The 13,919-nt window shown below is 52.3% G+C and carries 12 protein-coding genes; all 12 read left to right on the forward strand.

What is annotated here, in order from left to right; translation table 11 throughout:
* Window positions 1-23: 23 nt before the first annotated feature.
* A complete protein-coding gene (locus NST84_RS11165; protein ID WP_342565637.1) occupies window positions 24-1,535 on the forward strand; it encodes a spore germination protein in 1,512 nt (503 codons plus the stop codon).
* Window positions 1,536-1,558: 23 nt separating this feature from the next.
* Window positions 1,559-2,821 carry a Ger(x)C family spore germination protein gene (locus NST84_RS11170; RefSeq protein WP_342565638.1) on the forward strand — a complete coding sequence of 421 codons (1,263 nt, stop codon included), beginning with the start codon at window positions 1,559-1,561 and terminating at the stop codon, window positions 2,819-2,821.
* On the forward strand, window positions 2,822-3,913 hold the full coding sequence (locus NST84_RS11175) for an endospore germination permease (protein ID WP_342565639.1): 1,092 nt from the start codon (window positions 2,822-2,824) through the stop codon (window positions 3,911-3,913). It abuts the gene before it with no gap.
* A 497-nt stretch (window positions 3,914-4,410) separates the two neighbouring features.
* Complete coding sequence (locus NST84_RS11180) at window positions 4,411-5,445, forward strand: LacI family DNA-binding transcriptional regulator (protein WP_342565640.1); 1,035 nt, start codon at window positions 4,411-4,413, stop codon at window positions 5,443-5,445.
* A gap of 16 nt (window positions 5,446-5,461) precedes the next feature.
* Window positions 5,462-6,388 (forward strand): ribokinase, encoded by a 927-nt coding sequence (rbsK, locus tag NST84_RS11185; RefSeq protein WP_342565641.1) that lies wholly within the window; start codon window positions 5,462-5,464, stop codon window positions 6,386-6,388.
* A 137-nt stretch (window positions 6,389-6,525) separates the two neighbouring features.
* Window positions 6,526-8,037 (forward strand): sugar ABC transporter ATP-binding protein, encoded by a 1,512-nt coding sequence (locus tag NST84_RS11190; RefSeq protein WP_342565642.1) that lies wholly within the window; start codon window positions 6,526-6,528, stop codon window positions 8,035-8,037.
* Complete coding sequence (locus tag NST84_RS11195; protein WP_342565643.1) at window positions 8,034-8,996, forward strand: ABC transporter permease; 963 nt, start codon at window positions 8,034-8,036, stop codon at window positions 8,994-8,996. The genes NST84_RS11190 and NST84_RS11195 overlap by 4 nt, the downstream gene beginning before the upstream one ends.
* The gene (locus NST84_RS11200) at window positions 8,993-9,928 is read left to right on the forward strand and encodes an ABC transporter permease (protein WP_342565644.1); all 936 of its coding nucleotides are present in this window, start codon (window positions 8,993-8,995) and stop codon (window positions 9,926-9,928) included. Before NST84_RS11195 ends, NST84_RS11200 begins: the two co-directional genes overlap by 4 nt.
* Window positions 9,929-9,943: 15 nt before the next feature.
* On the forward strand, window positions 9,944-10,987 hold the full coding sequence (locus tag NST84_RS11205; protein WP_342565645.1) for an autoinducer 2 ABC transporter substrate-binding protein: 1,044 nt from the start codon (window positions 9,944-9,946) through the stop codon (window positions 10,985-10,987).
* Between the two features lie 28 nt (window positions 10,988-11,015).
* On the forward strand, window positions 11,016-11,525 hold the full coding sequence (locus NST84_RS11210) for an ureidoglycolate lyase (RefSeq protein WP_342565646.1): 510 nt from the start codon (window positions 11,016-11,018) through the stop codon (window positions 11,523-11,525).
* 72 nt (window positions 11,526-11,597) lie between these two features.
* Complete coding sequence (locus NST84_RS11215) at window positions 11,598-12,908, forward strand: ArgE/DapE family deacylase (protein ID WP_342565647.1); 1,311 nt, start codon at window positions 11,598-11,600, stop codon at window positions 12,906-12,908.
* Window positions 12,909-12,983: 75 nt separating this feature from the next.
* On the forward strand, window positions 12,984-13,712 hold the full coding sequence (locus NST84_RS11220; RefSeq protein WP_342565648.1) for a glutamine amidotransferase: 729 nt from the start codon (window positions 12,984-12,986) through the stop codon (window positions 13,710-13,712).
* Window positions 13,713-13,919: the final 207 nt, after the last annotated feature.

The following is a 13,919-nucleotide window of genomic DNA, read 5'->3' on the forward strand; positions in this document are numbered from 1 at the left end:
TACCAACCATGGGGGGATGGCAAATGAAACAGCAGACAACATTCAGTAAGCCCGAAGAGCCGGAGATGCTGTACCCGGATCTTGCTTATAATATAGAGCGGATGCAGCTGGAATTCCTGAATTGTTCAGATATTATGTACCGGAATTGCAGTATCGGCGGACTGAACCGGGCCACACTGATTTATATGGATGGCATGTGTGACGTCCAGGCGGTCGATGAATTTGTGCTGCAGCCGCTGTTTGCTCATTTTCGTAGTAGTGACCGGATAGATGAGGTGCGGAATGTCGAGCTGAAGGATATCTTTATTCCCACTTTGAAAATAAGCGTTGCGTTTGAAACTGACGAAGTGATTAAGGCGATCCTGCGCGGGGAAACGGCTGTTTTTACGGAGGGCAATGCTTTTGTGCTGCTGGCTGATCTGGTCAAAATGGAGCAGCGCTCCATTGAGGAAGCGACCTCGGAAAAGGTCGTCCGCGGGCCGCGGGATGCGTTCATGGAATCACTCCGGACCAACACCTCCCTGCTCCGGCGGCGCATCCGCTCCTCCAAGCTGAAGCTGGAAGGTATGACGCTGGGCAGGCTGACTGAAACGGATGTTGTGATCGGCTATATGGAGGGGATTACCAAGGAAAGCCTGGTCAAAGAAGTTAGGAAGCGGCTGCAAACCATCGAGCTGGACGGCATCATCCATTCCAGCAATATCGAAGAATATATTGAGGAGAATAAATTCTCACCTTTTCCGCAGATTCAGAATACGGAGCGGCCGGATGTAGCGGTTTCCAGCCTGCTTGAAGGAAAAGTTATCATTATTACGGATAACACGCCGTTTGTGCTTATTTTGCCTATGACCTATTGGTCCGGTCTGCAGGCGGTAGATGACTATACCGACAGGTCGATGTACGCTACTTTTGTGCGCTGGATCCGCTATACGTTTGTACATATTTCCCTGCTCCTGCCGTCTTTGTATGTGGCACTAACGACTTATCATCTGCAGGTTATCCCCACGCCGCTTGTGGTCAGCATTGCCTCGGCCAGAGAAGGGGTTCCCTTGCCGGCTGTTATTGAGGCGCTGATTATGGAGTTTATCTTTGAGGGTCTGCGTGAAGCAGGAATCCGGCTGCCTCAGCAGGTAGGTCCGGCGGTCAGTATTGCTGGAGCCCTGGTTATTGGACAAGCGGTTGTAGCCGCGGGAATTATATCTACACCAATGGTCATAATCGTATCGCTGACAGGAATTGCTTCCTTTGCTTTTCCGGTCTATAGCCTGGGGACGGCCTACCGGATGCTCCGATTTCCGCTGCTGATCGCTGCCGGGGTGCTGGGGTTTTATGGGATTGTTTTATTTCTTATCGTGCTCTCGGTGCATATGGTTATGCTTGAGCCTTTTGGTGTTCCGTATATGGAACCTTATGCACCGATGTCAGTACGCAATCTGAACGATGTACTTGTCCGGGCACCCAAATCCAAAATGCGCTGGCTGCAGCCATGGCTGACCCAGAGTAAGGCTGCGAGGTTCCCAAAACGAACCAAATAACAGGCAGGAAGGGACTCGGAACTATGTACAGGAAACTAGTAGCGTTATTCCTCATCCTGCCCTTGCTGCTTACCGGATGCTGGGACCGGCAGGAGCTGAATGACCAGGCGATTGTGCTGGGCTGGGGAATGGACCAGGCAGAAGACGGAGCCTATCTGGCGACTGCCAACCTGGTGCTGCCGCTAGCTTCCAAATCAGGCGGACAGCAGGGTGGGGAACAGGGCGGGCGGTCCGGGTTTATGACGGAAAGTGCATACGGCAGAAACAACAGGGATGCCGAGCAGAATATGCAAAGAAAGCTATCCCGGGTACTTTTTCCGGGGCACCGGCGAAATATCTTTATCGGGGAAAAGCTGGCCGAGCATGGCGTTTTCTCCATCCTCGATGAGTATGGGCGCAGCCCGATGGTCCGCCCGCGGACGAATATTTTTGTCGTTAAAGGGGGGACGGCCCAGGAGGCGATGAGCCTGGCTTATCAGCTTGAGACCAATCCGGCGATTGCTGTGCAGAAAATCCAGGAGAAGAGCGGGGCGCCGATCAGCCGCTCCCTGCTGGACTTCTTCATCATGGCCAATGGTACCGGCTGCGGGGTCATGCCTGCGCTTACCATTGTGCCTCCGGAAATGAAAACGGACAAAAAGAGCAAGAATGACAGCCCGCCGCAGACGACACTCGGTTTATATGGAGTGGCTGTGTTTAATGGACAGCTGGAGCTGGCCGGGTATCTGAGTAATGATGAATCCTGGGCCAGACTCTGGATCACTAATGAGTTAGCCTTTCGAAACTTTACTACCATTATTAATCCGGAAGATGCAGAACAATCCGGCGGAAAGGCGGGAATGGATGCCTTGTCCGGAGCGACTAAAGGTCAGACGGTAACTGTCAATGTAGACACGTTCAAAAGCCATATTACACCCATTTTCACTGATGGCCTGCCTAAATTTCGTATCCTGCTGGAGGGTAAGGGATTTATTGAAGAGAATAACTCACCGCTTAATCTCTCTAAGACGGCAAATGTAGAGAAGGTAGAAGCCCGGATGAACCAGTATCTTGTAGAGAAAATCCAAAAAGTTACGGAGAAGGTACAGAAGGATTTTAAAAGTGATATCTTCGGTCTTGGAGATACGATTCACCGCCGCCATCCCTACCGGTGGAAGAAGCTGGCTGCTGATTGGGAAACTATTTTTCCTGAAATTGAGCTGGATATCACGGTTAAGCTTGACCTCACCGGAACAGGAATTACGGGAGAATCCTTACTGCCAACGAGAGAAGGCGGTGAGAAGTAGATGAAGATCAGCAACCGTCAGCTGTTCTGGATGATTATGATGCTGGAGATCGGAATTAATCTGCTGGTTTCGATGACAGCGACAATCCGCTATGCCAGGCAGGATGCCTGGATTTCCTATCTGCTGGCCGGAGCGGCGGGGATCGTTATTACGTGGATTGCCGCCAAACTCAGCTCCAGATACCCCCGGCAGACCTTAATGGAATTTAGTGTAACTATTCTCGGAAGGTGGGCAGGCAAGCTAATCGTAATTCCTTTTATTCTCCAATGGTTTTGGGCGATGAGTCTGATCCTGCGTGATGAATTCCTGTTCATCCGCCTGAGTGTGCTGTACAAGACACCTGACTGGGTTGTCATCGGAACGATGATCGGTATCGTGTTCTATACAGTACACCGTGGGGGAATTATAGCGATCGGCAGGGTAAGTGAGCTGTGGGGACCTATTCTGATGCTTATTCTGGTACTGACCTTTGTCTTAACGGTTAACAATCTCAACTGGCCTATGCTGCTGCCGGTGTATGCAGATACTGGCCCGGCTTTAATAATGGAAGGAGCGCTTGCGCCGGTCTCGCTGCTGGGCGAATCGATCCTGCTGATGATGCTGTTTCCGTTTGCAGAGAATCCCGGAAAAGCAACAAGGATGGTGCTGCTGCTGGGTGTAGCCATATCTTCAATCTTCCTGCTGCTGGGCATATTATGGGTCATTATGACCTTCGGCCCGGCAGTCGGCGGGCGTCTGCAGTTTCCCTTTTTTGAAATGGTCAAGCTGGTCTATCTGATGGAGTTTATTCAGAATATGGATATATTCGTGATGGCGGTCTGGCTGGTTTGTATCTTCGTTAAGCTGTCCATTTGCGTGTTCGTAACCAGCTATGGTCTGGCCCAATGGGCTGGAAAGACACGCAGCTGGAAAAAACTCCTCTGGATCGTGGCGGCGTTAACATTCGGGCTGGCCATGCTGGTCATTAGGTTGAACCCTCCGGCCGGGGTGCTGCTAAAGGGTGTCTGGATCCGCTATGTGCTTCCGGTAAATATGATTGCAATTCCGTTATTCCTGCTGATTGTTTCATCGATCCGGGGAAGTCGGCAATAGAAATACTATAGTTACTGGTTTAAAACATGGTAGCGCGATATTGCGCTGCCGTGTTTTTTTGTGTTCAAAACATTAATTTGCGTAAACGTTTTTACAAGGTATAGCTGCAAATCTGAATCATTATGAGAAGTACTGTGATAAATCACTGTTTGGTGAAAAATTATAAATATAGTAAATATAAGAGACTGAACCAGTACGCCGAAAATAAAATCACATAGCAAATGGATCGATCATCCGACTATTTACGTTAACTAACATGACATATAAAAGTGAAAAATATATGTTTAATGGGATTTTTAGCCATAAGATATAACATGATTGCGTTACTTATGTAGGTTGAAACCGTTTTTATTTTGAAAATACGGTAAAAAGGGATTGTAATCCTGAAAAACCTATACTAAAATGAACCTAGAAATTGCGTAAACGTTTTTGCAAAGATGAGGATACTTCACATATCATAACGCTGGTATATAGAGGAAATATGTTGCGTAAACGTTATGACAGAGAGGAAAAATATGGCGGACAAAGAAATGACAATTAAAGACGTGGCCAGACTCGCCGGAGTTTCCGTGGCTACCGTCTCACGGGTGATGAACGGCAGGGACCGCGTAAGTGATGCCACCCGCAAGAAAATCCAGAGGATTATTGAAGAACTGAATTTTGTACCTAATACGATGGCTGCCTCCATGGTCAGCAAAAAGACGCATATGCTGGCAGTCGTTGTTCCGGAAATCCAGAATCCGTTCTATACAGCGGTCATCGGCGGTACGGTCGAGGCGGCCAAGAAGGAGGGTTTTTCCACACTCGTTGTATCTACCTATAATGATGAGGCTGAGGAGGAGGAGTTTTTCGAAGGCTTTCTGGGGCGCAATGTGGACGGCATCATCCTGATCGGCACGCACAAAGAGGCCGGCTTTTACCGGAATATCCGCAAGCCAACCATTCTGGTTGACCGTTATATCAATGACTGCGGGCATGACGGTGTACTGATTGATAACTTCCGCGGGGCATACGAGGCGGCCAGGCATTTTGTGGATTACGGCCATAAGCGGATTGCCATTATCGACGGGGCGCATGACTTCAACGACGGCAAGGACCGCTACTGGGGTTATCATCAGGCTTTGCATGAGCATGGGATTACGCCGCAGCCGCAGTATCATAAGCAGGGCAACTGGCTGGAAGAGGACGGATACAGGTTCACGATGGAGCTGATGCAGTCCGCTGAGCCGCCGACCGCAATTTTTGCCACCAACAACGTGATCTGCACCGGTGCCATTAAGGCGATCCGCGACCTTAATCTCCAGATTGGCGAGGAGGTTTCGCTGATCGGGTTCGACGAGAATGAGCTTGCCCAGTTTGTCCAGCCGCGGGTAACCGTAGTCGGCAGACCGATGAGGGAGATGGGCATACAGGCGACGGAAATGCTGATCCAGAAGATCAAGACCCCGCAGGGCGATCCGTCCAAGCTTAAAAAGGTAGTACTGGATGTGGAACTGATCAAGCGGGGTTCGGTTAAAAAGTTGAACGGTTAGCACAGGAGGCAGACATATGGCCAACATACTTGTCATAGGCAGCATGAATATGGATATAGTGTCACAGGTCCAGTGTCTACCTGTTCCGGGGGAGACGATACAGGGGCTGGGAACCGGCTTCCATGCCGGTGGTAAGGGAGCCAATCAGGCCTGTGCCGCCTCCCGCTCGGGGGCTAAAGTAACAATGGCGGGCGGGCTTGGCACGGACGCCTTCGGAACAGAGCTGCACAGGAAGCTGCAGGATGAAGGCATTGATACCGGAGCTGTAGCTATCAAGCCGGAGACGACCGGGATCGCGCTGATTACCACAGATGCTTGGGGGGAGAACAGCATTATCCTCTCTCCCGGTGCTAACTACAGCTATAGTGCAGAGGATCTGAAGACGTTAGATTTCACCCGCTTTGATGTCATCCTGCTGCAAAATGAAATAGCGGAAACGGTCAATGAAGCGGTGCTTGAAAAAGCTGAGGCGGCAGGAGTCCCTGTAGTAATGAACCCTGCTCCGGTCAGCGGATTTAAACGGGCTTGGCTCAGCCGCAGCAAGCTGCTGATCTTGAATGAAATTGAAGCGGAGGCACTTAGCGGAGTCAGGATTACAGACTTCAGTGAGGCTCAGACGGCGGGCCGGAGTCTGCTTGCAGTAGGGATATCGCAGGTCATCATCACTCTGGGGAGCAAGGGATCGCTCTACATGGACACAGACGGAAGGTTAATAGAAACCCCGGCTTATCCGGTCCAGGCAGTGGATACCACCGCAGCAGGAGATACCTTCATCGGGGCGTTGGCTGCCAGCTATTATGGCGGGATGGGGCTGAAGGACAGCCTGCATTATGCGTCAGCTGCGGCGGCACTGACCGTATCCGGTGCCGGAGCGCAAAGCTCTATACCGGTGAAGGAGCAGGTGAATGCGTTTCTTGGCAGGATGGGTTCATCAACGGATTAACCTGAACCATACCGTTTTTACCGGCGGGGAATACCATTCTGCATCTATGCACTTTTATCAATTAACGCTTAGACTTTTTAAAGTGAGGAAGCATAAACCCGGTTCCAGCACTGTGAATGAAGAAGGGGGTCAAGAGGATGAGCCAGCCAGTATTGTCCATGGAAGGAATCAGCAAAGAATTTCCCGGTGTGAAAGCTTTGGCGGATGTTGATTTTGAACTATATCCCGGTGAAGTGCATGCGTTAATGGGAGAGAACGGTGCCGGCAAATCGACACTGATGAAAATCCTCTCCGGCGTCTATTCGCCAACCGCAGGGGTCATCAGGCTGAAAGGCAAAGAGGCGGCCTTCCGCAATCCGCTGGATGCGCAGCTTCAGGGGGTGTCGATCATCCACCAGGAATTCAACCTGTTTACCAATTTGTCGGCAGCGGAAAATATTTTCATTGACCGTCCCGAAATGGTTGGCCGCTTCGGTGTAATCAAGTGGTCAAAAATGGTCGAGCAGGCGCAGGCGCTGGTTGATTCCATCGGAGGCGGCGAAATTGATGTCCGTCAGGAGGTGCGGCATCTGGGTGTACATAGCCAGCAGGTGGTCGAGATCGCCAAGGCATTATCTTTTAAGGCGGATGTGCTGATTATGGATGAGCCGTCGGCAGCGCTGCCCGAGAATGAAGTGAAAAAGATGTTCGAAGTCGTCCGGAAGCTGCGCTCGCAGGGAGTGGCCATTGTGTATGTCTCGCACCGGATGAAGGAAATTTTTGAAATCGCCGATAAGGTCACTGTGCTGCGGGACGGCCGCAAAATCGGCACCCGGCCGATCGGTGAAGTCACCGAACAGAGCCTGATTCAGATGATGGTCGGCAAAGAGGTACAGCAGCTGTATCCTGTCCGGGAGCAGCCGCCCGGGAAAGAGGTTGTGCTGAAGGTCAACGAAATGTCGCTGGATGCCAGCCACAAGATTTCGTTTGAGCTGCATAAAGGCGAAATTCTCGGCTTATTCGGCATACCGGGCTCTGGATCACATACCGTTGCCGAGCGGTTGTTCGGCCTCAAGCGGGGAACCGGCGGGGTGGAAATCAATGGCCGGCCTGTCAGGATTGCCAGCCCCGGCGATGCCAAAGCTAAAAAGTTAGCTTATGTCCCGCCCGACCGGCACCGCCAGGGCATTATCAAGCCGATGTCGATCAGGCAGAACATTTCCTTGCCGACCTTACCCGGATTATCCAAGGGACTGGTGCTGGACCGCGATGCTATCCGGGATGTAAGTGCAGAGTACATGGAGAAGCTGCGGATCAAGGCTCCGGGGGACGGACAAAGCGTAGATTTTCTCAGTGGAGGCAACCAGCAGAAGGTCGTCATCGCCAAATGGCTGGCGGCGAAGCCGGATATTCTGATTCTGGAAGAACCGACCCGGGGTGTGGATGTCGGCGCCAAGGCGGAGATTTACAGCATTATTCACGGGTTGGCCCAGGAGGGACTGAGCATCCTGCTGATTTCCTCCGAGATGCCGGAGGTCCTTGGCCTGAGTGACCGGGTGCTGGTCATGTATAAAGGGGAAATTGTCCATGAATTTGCCCGCGGTGAAGCCGACCAGGAGCAGCTGCTGCAGCGGGCATCCTATCCCCGCACGGAAGGAGCCGTCATATGAAACGTATTTTAAATGTGCATGAAGCACCGATTCTGATTTTCACGATACTTGTCATCATCTTGTTCTCGCTCATTTCACCGGATTTTTTCGCAATCAATAACTTTAAGCTGATTCTGGACCAGAACATCACCATGTTCATTGTCGCTATCGGGATGACAATGGTAATCCTGCTCGGCGGCATGGACTTGTCGGTCGGCTCCGTTCTGGCTGTCACGGCCACCTCGGTCGGGCTGTTCCTCAGTAAAGGAATTTCTCCCGTAGTTGCAGCTCTGCTGGGAATCGTGATCGGCGTCCTCTGCGGGATGGTCAACGGATATTTCATCGCCGTCCGCAAAATTCCCGACATTATCGTGACGCTTGCAACCATGTACATTTTCCGGGGCGTGGCGGTCGGGATCAGCGGGGGGACCTGGATGAACAATTTTCCCGAAGGCTTCCGCTTTTTCGGACAAGGGACGGTGGCAGGCGTTTCGTTTCCGCTCCTAGTAGCGATTCTGCTGATCGCCGTATTCATCTATTTGCTGAAATTCACCCGTGCCGGCCGGAGAATCTACTCCGTCGGAGGGAACAGCTCAGCGGCCAAGCTTGCCGGAATCCGCGTACCCAAAACCAAGTTTATGGTCTACGTGTTAACCGGACTGCTGGTCGGGATTGCCTCCGTCATTTTTGCCGCAAAGGTGGGCAGTGTCCAGGCTTCGACTGCGGGTAACAGCCTGTCTTTTGAAGTCATGGCTGCTGTACTGATCGGCGGCGGCAGTATCTTCGGCGGGGTCGGGACGATTGCCGGAACGATGCTCGGCGTACTGTTTATGGGCATTGTCAAAAACGGGCTGATCATCGCCAAGGTGTCGCCGTTCTGGGTGGATGCTACGACCGGTTTTCTGATTATCCTGGCTATAGTCATCAACACGCTGCAGCGGGCGCACCACAATAAAGGGAGAGAGGGGGATCTGGTATGAAAAGCTGGACAAGCCGTCTGCCGTTCAAATCAAATACGCTGCTCGTTCAGCTGGTTCTGCTGCTGTTTATTCTGATCCTGTTCAGCTTTCTGTCGCCCTATTTCCTGTCAGTAACCAATTTCACAAATGTGCTCAACCAGATGGTGGAGGTCGGGCTGATTGCCATCCCGATGACGATGATCATTATTTCCGGTGCGATGGACCTGTCGGTCGGCTCGATCCTGGCATTCTCGGCTGTATCGATGGGGGTTGCTTTTGAAAGAGGCTATAACATTTGGGTCTGTGTCATCTTCGGTCTGCTGGCTGGTCTCCTCTGCGGAGCCGTTAACGGTTATCTGATTGCCCGGCACCGGATGCAGGCAATTGTCGTCACCATCGGGATGCTGGTCATGCTGCGCGGTCTGGTTTATGTCGTGAATGAGGGCCGGCCGATCAGTGGTTACCCGGATTCCTTCTACTTTCTTGGCCAGACGTACATTGCCGGTATTCCGTTTAATGCAATCGTCCTCGTCGTGATGTTCCTGATTGCCCATTTCTTTATGAAAAAAACACGCTTTGGCACCTACATTTACGGGATTGGCAACAACGAGGAGGTCGTCCGGTTTTCCGGAATTTCCGTGGTCCGCGTCCGGTTTGCGCTCTTTATGCTCAGCGGATTGTTCTCTGCACTTGCGGGTGTATTCCTGGTGTCACGGCTGGCGAGCGCCGAAGCGACATCGGGTACCAATATAGAGCTTGACGTCATCACGGCTACCTTAATCGGGGGCACTCATATTTTTGGAGGGAGGGGGAGTCTTACCGGCACGTTTGTCGGTCTGCTGATTATCGTGTTTTTGCGTAACGGTCTGAATTTGCTGGGGGTTTCGGTGCTCTACCAGGCAGTGATTCTGGGAGCGCTGCTGCTTATTGCGGTAGGAAATAAAAAAAATTAGCGGAGAGTGATACCTATGAAAAAAATGACATTGGCTGTATTGACTGGCGTACTTGCTTTGACCTTGAGTGCTTGTAGCGGAAATTCGGGTAATTCTCCGGCTAATCATGCTGGCGCCTCAAGCAATGACGGAGCGGCTGCTTCCGGCACCAGAACATATTTCATTAATCCGAAATCGATCGGACCGGCTTACTGGGCGGCTGCGGAAAAAGGCGCTGTTCAGGCTGGCAAAGACATGGGAGTAGAGGTAATCTTTAACGCACCGACTGAGGCGGATTCCTCCAAGCAGATCAACATGATTCAGGATATGCTGACCCGCAAGGTTAGCGGAATCGGCGTATCGCCGAATGATGCCAAAGCGGTAGGGCCTGTGTTCAAAAAAGCAGCTGACCAGGATGTGCAGATCGTTACCTGGGACAGCGATGCACCGGATACGGACCGCCAATATTACGTAGCTCCGGCTACAGATGAGGAAGTCGGCGAGCTGCTGGCCAAGACAATCGGCGAGGAAATCGGCGGTGAGGGACAGGTAGCGTTCATGGTGGCCGGTCTCGGTTCGCAGAACCAGATTGCTAAATCCGATGCGGCAAAAGCTTACTTTGAAGCGAATTATCCCGGCATAGAGCTGGTAACAACGGTAGCGAGTGATGATGATCAGCAAAAAGCTTACGCCAATGCCCAGAACCTGATCCAGACGTATCCGGATCTCAGAGGGATCATCGGCTTTGCAGGCGGCGAACCGCCGGCAGCGGCTGAGGTGGTTGAGCAGGCAGTGAAAGCGGGCACGATTGAGCAGGGTCAGATTGCCATTACCGGTATTGCGGTACCAAGCGTAGTGAAGAGCTATATCGAGAGCGGTACGATCAAGACAGACATCATCTGGGATCCGGGCAAGCTTGCCTACACCACTGTGTATATTCTGGATCAGCTGGCTCAGGGCAACGAAATTACTGACGGCATGGAAATCCCGAACGTGGGAGCAGTCAAGGTTGACGGCCAGAACGTATTTATCGGCATGCTTGAAGTGACCAGCGAAAATGTAGGCAGCTTTGACTTTTAAGTCAGAGCTGTTATAGGAGGCAGCTTGCATGGAACATAAGATAATCATTGAAGAGTTGACGGCAGAGAGCTTTGCTCCTTACGGAAAAGTGGTGGATATCCCTGCAGCTGAGTCGTCCAAAAGCGGCGACGGCTGGGACTGCTGGAGCTACATTCAGATGCTCGATGTGTCGGAGCCGATCGGCTTCGGCCTGGTGGTCACGAAGCAGCGCGGGTTTACGGTGACGGCGATGGAGCGGCACGTCAGCCGTGAAGAGCTGCTGCTCACCTTCGACAAGGAGATTATCCAGCCGGTGGCACATTGTCTGGACATCGACGATCCGGAGGAGCAGCCTGATCCTTCTACGGTGAAGGCATTCCGTATCAAGCCGGGACAGGCCATCGTCATCGGCCGCGGTGTCTGGCACAGCCCGGCTTATCCGGCGGCAGAGGATGCACGCTATCTTTTTGCAATTGAAAAGAAAAAGGATACATTCGGCGACGAAATGATTAATCCGTGGGTGGATTTTGCCGGCCGGGACTCGGTTACTTTTGGTTAAATGAAGGACTACAGCTGATGCCGAAGCGCCGGGAATATTCCCGGCGGTGACGGCCAAGAAGGAGCAGAAGACATGGCACAGGAACAGCAGGTAATGAAATGGATTGATGAACATGAGGATGAAATCCTTGGATTTTTGCAGCAGCTGATTCAAATTCCGAGCGTCAATCCCTGGTTTTTCGATGAGCCGGGTCCGTCCAAGGAGAAGGATGTACAGGAATTTCTCTCCCGTAAGCTCGAAGGACTCGGCGCGGAAATTGAGATGTGGGAGCCGGTTGCTGACGACCTGAAGCAGTATGAGGGGATGGCGGGTTATTATCCGGGACGTGACTTCACCGGCAGACCGAATCTGGCCGCAACGTTCGGTAAAGGAACGAATGGCAAATCGCTTCTGCTGTTTGGCCATATCGATGTCGTAATGGCTGGTTCCAAATGGACGGTTGACCCGTTCGAAGGTAGAATCATCGACGGAAAAATGTACGGCCGCGGCACGGTCGATATGAAAGGCGGCGTGGCCGCCATGATTATGGCGGTTGAAGCGGTGCTTCGCAGCGGGCTGAAGCTGAAAGGCCCGGTTGTAGTCGGCACCGTGGTAGATGAGGAGGCCGGAGGCATGGGTGCGCTGGATTTCATCCACCATGGCTACCGGGCGGATGCCTGCATTCTGACTGAGCCGACTTCCCTGACAATCGCGCCCCTGTGCAGAGGTATCCTGTGGGGTAAGATCAAAATCCAGGGCCGCAGCGGGCATATCGAAATGCCGCAGGCGGACTGGAAGGATGGCGGAGCAGTGGATGCCATCAAGAAAGCGCGCTACATTCTCGATGCGTTCGACCGTTTGAATGAAAAGTGGGCTGTAAGCAAAACCCATCCGTACTTATCGATCCCTTGTCAGGTGCATGTAGCCCAGCTTAATGCCGGAGAGTACCCGACCTCTTTTGCCAATGAAGCGGAGATTGTCTTTAATGCCCAGTATCTTCCGTCAGAGCGTGACGAGAAGCTGGTCGGCGGCCATGTCAAGAAGGAGCTGACAGACTTCCTTCGTGCGGCAGCTGAACAGGACCCGTGGCTGAGTGAACATCTGCCGGCAATCGAATGGATGGTCGATGCCGACTGTGCTGAAACCGATGTGGCCCACCCGTTTGTGCAGACCTGTGTCCAGTCGCTGCAGGCGATCGGCGAAGAAGGCAAGATCGAAGGCCTCGGCTTCCATACCGATATGGGCTGGCCGGTCAATGTCGGCATCCCGACAATTAACTTTGGCCCTGGCGATCCGAGCCTGGCTCATCACAGCGACGAGTTTACGCCAACCGTTGAAGTGATCCAGGCGGTCAAAATGATGGCGAAAACGATTATCGACTGGTGCGGTACAGAAGAGGCTTAACTTTAAGGCTTTGACGGAAGAAGCTTACGGAAGAATTCTGAGGAGATCAAACTAAAACGGAGGTGCCATAACAACATGAAAATTCTATTTGTCGGTGAATCCTGGGTGGTGCATATGATCCATACCAAGGGATATGACAGCTTCACTTCAACGAAATACGAGGAAGGGGCGACTTATTTGCTGTCCTGTTTGCGGACGGAAGGCATTGATGTAACCTATATGCCGGCCCATGAGGTGCAGGTACGGTTCCCGCAGACACTTGAGGAGCTGAAAGCTTATGATGCCATTGTGATCAGTGACGTTGGTGCGAATACATTCCTGCTGCAGAATCCGACCTTCTACCAGATGCAGATTATCCCGAATGCGCTGGACAACATCAAGCAGTATGTGGCCGAAGGCGGCGGTATGCTGATGGTCGGCGGGTACCTGACCTTTATGGGGATCGAGGGTAAGGCAAACTATGTAAACACGGTTCTGGCCGAAGTGCTGCCGGTAGTGATGCAGCCTGGTGATGACCGGGTGGAGATGCCGGCCGGCTTTTCACCAGTGGTGAAGCAGGAGCATGCGCTGGTAGGCTACGGTGAGTGGCCGCGGCTGCTCGGTTACAACAAACTGGCGGCCAAGCCTGATGCCGAAGAGCTGCTGAGCTATAACGGCGATGCGATCCTGACCGTAGGTTCATACGGCGAAGGCAAAACCGCCGCTTTTGCCAGCGACTGCTCCCCGCACTGGGGCTCAACCGAATTTATGGATTGGAAGCATTACTCTGCGTTCTGGTCCAACCTGGTGAAGTCACTGCAATAGGTTAGATTGAGTTAGAGAAGAGAGAGGGAGTTAGAGTAGAGCGTTCTCCGTATGGGGGCGCTTTTTTTGTTGTTGTGAAATAGGAAGGGATTGTGTATAAATGCGGCTGGGAGCAGCTTCTTTATGGAACGGGGGGGCATGTGACAGGGAGTTGATCGGTTGGTGGATAGAGTTGTGAGTTGTAGGACAGTCGGCGGGAAGTAGGCT

Origin of the sequence: Paenibacillus sp. FSL R7-0345 (genome assembly GCF_038595055.1) — a bacterium.
Lineage (GTDB): Bacteria > Bacillota > Bacilli > Paenibacillales > Paenibacillaceae > Paenibacillus_AQ.

Excerpts from the sequence above, each read along its gene's own strand:
- NST84_RS11165 (WP_342565637.1), top strand. The coding sequence starts at position 24 with ATGAAACAGCAGACAACATTCAGTAAGCCCGAAGAGCCGGAGATGCTG.
- NST84_RS11170 (WP_342565638.1), top strand. The coding sequence starts at position 1,559 with ATGTACAGGAAACTAGTAGCGTTATTCCTCATCCTGCCCTTGCTGCTT.
- NST84_RS11175 (WP_342565639.1), top strand. The coding sequence starts at position 2,822 with ATGAAGATCAGCAACCGTCAGCTGTTCTGGATGATTATGATGCTGGAG.
- NST84_RS11180 (WP_342565640.1), top strand. The coding sequence starts at position 4,411 with ATGACAGAGAGGAAAAATATGGCGGACAAAGAAATGACAATTAAAGAC.
- rbsK (WP_342565641.1), top strand. The coding sequence starts at position 5,462 with ATGGCCAACATACTTGTCATAGGCAGCATGAATATGGATATAGTGTCA.
- NST84_RS11190 (WP_342565642.1), top strand. The coding sequence starts at position 6,526 with ATGAGCCAGCCAGTATTGTCCATGGAAGGAATCAGCAAAGAATTTCCC.
- NST84_RS11195 (WP_342565643.1), top strand. The coding sequence starts at position 8,034 with ATGAAACGTATTTTAAATGTGCATGAAGCACCGATTCTGATTTTCACG.
- NST84_RS11200 (WP_342565644.1), top strand. The coding sequence starts at position 8,993 with ATGAAAAGCTGGACAAGCCGTCTGCCGTTCAAATCAAATACGCTGCTC.
- NST84_RS11205 (WP_342565645.1), top strand. The coding sequence starts at position 9,944 with ATGAAAAAAATGACATTGGCTGTATTGACTGGCGTACTTGCTTTGACC.
- NST84_RS11210 (WP_342565646.1), top strand. The coding sequence starts at position 11,016 with ATGGAACATAAGATAATCATTGAAGAGTTGACGGCAGAGAGCTTTGCT.
- NST84_RS11215 (WP_342565647.1), top strand. The coding sequence starts at position 11,598 with ATGGCACAGGAACAGCAGGTAATGAAATGGATTGATGAACATGAGGAT.
- NST84_RS11220 (WP_342565648.1), top strand. The coding sequence starts at position 12,984 with ATGAAAATTCTATTTGTCGGTGAATCCTGGGTGGTGCATATGATCCAT.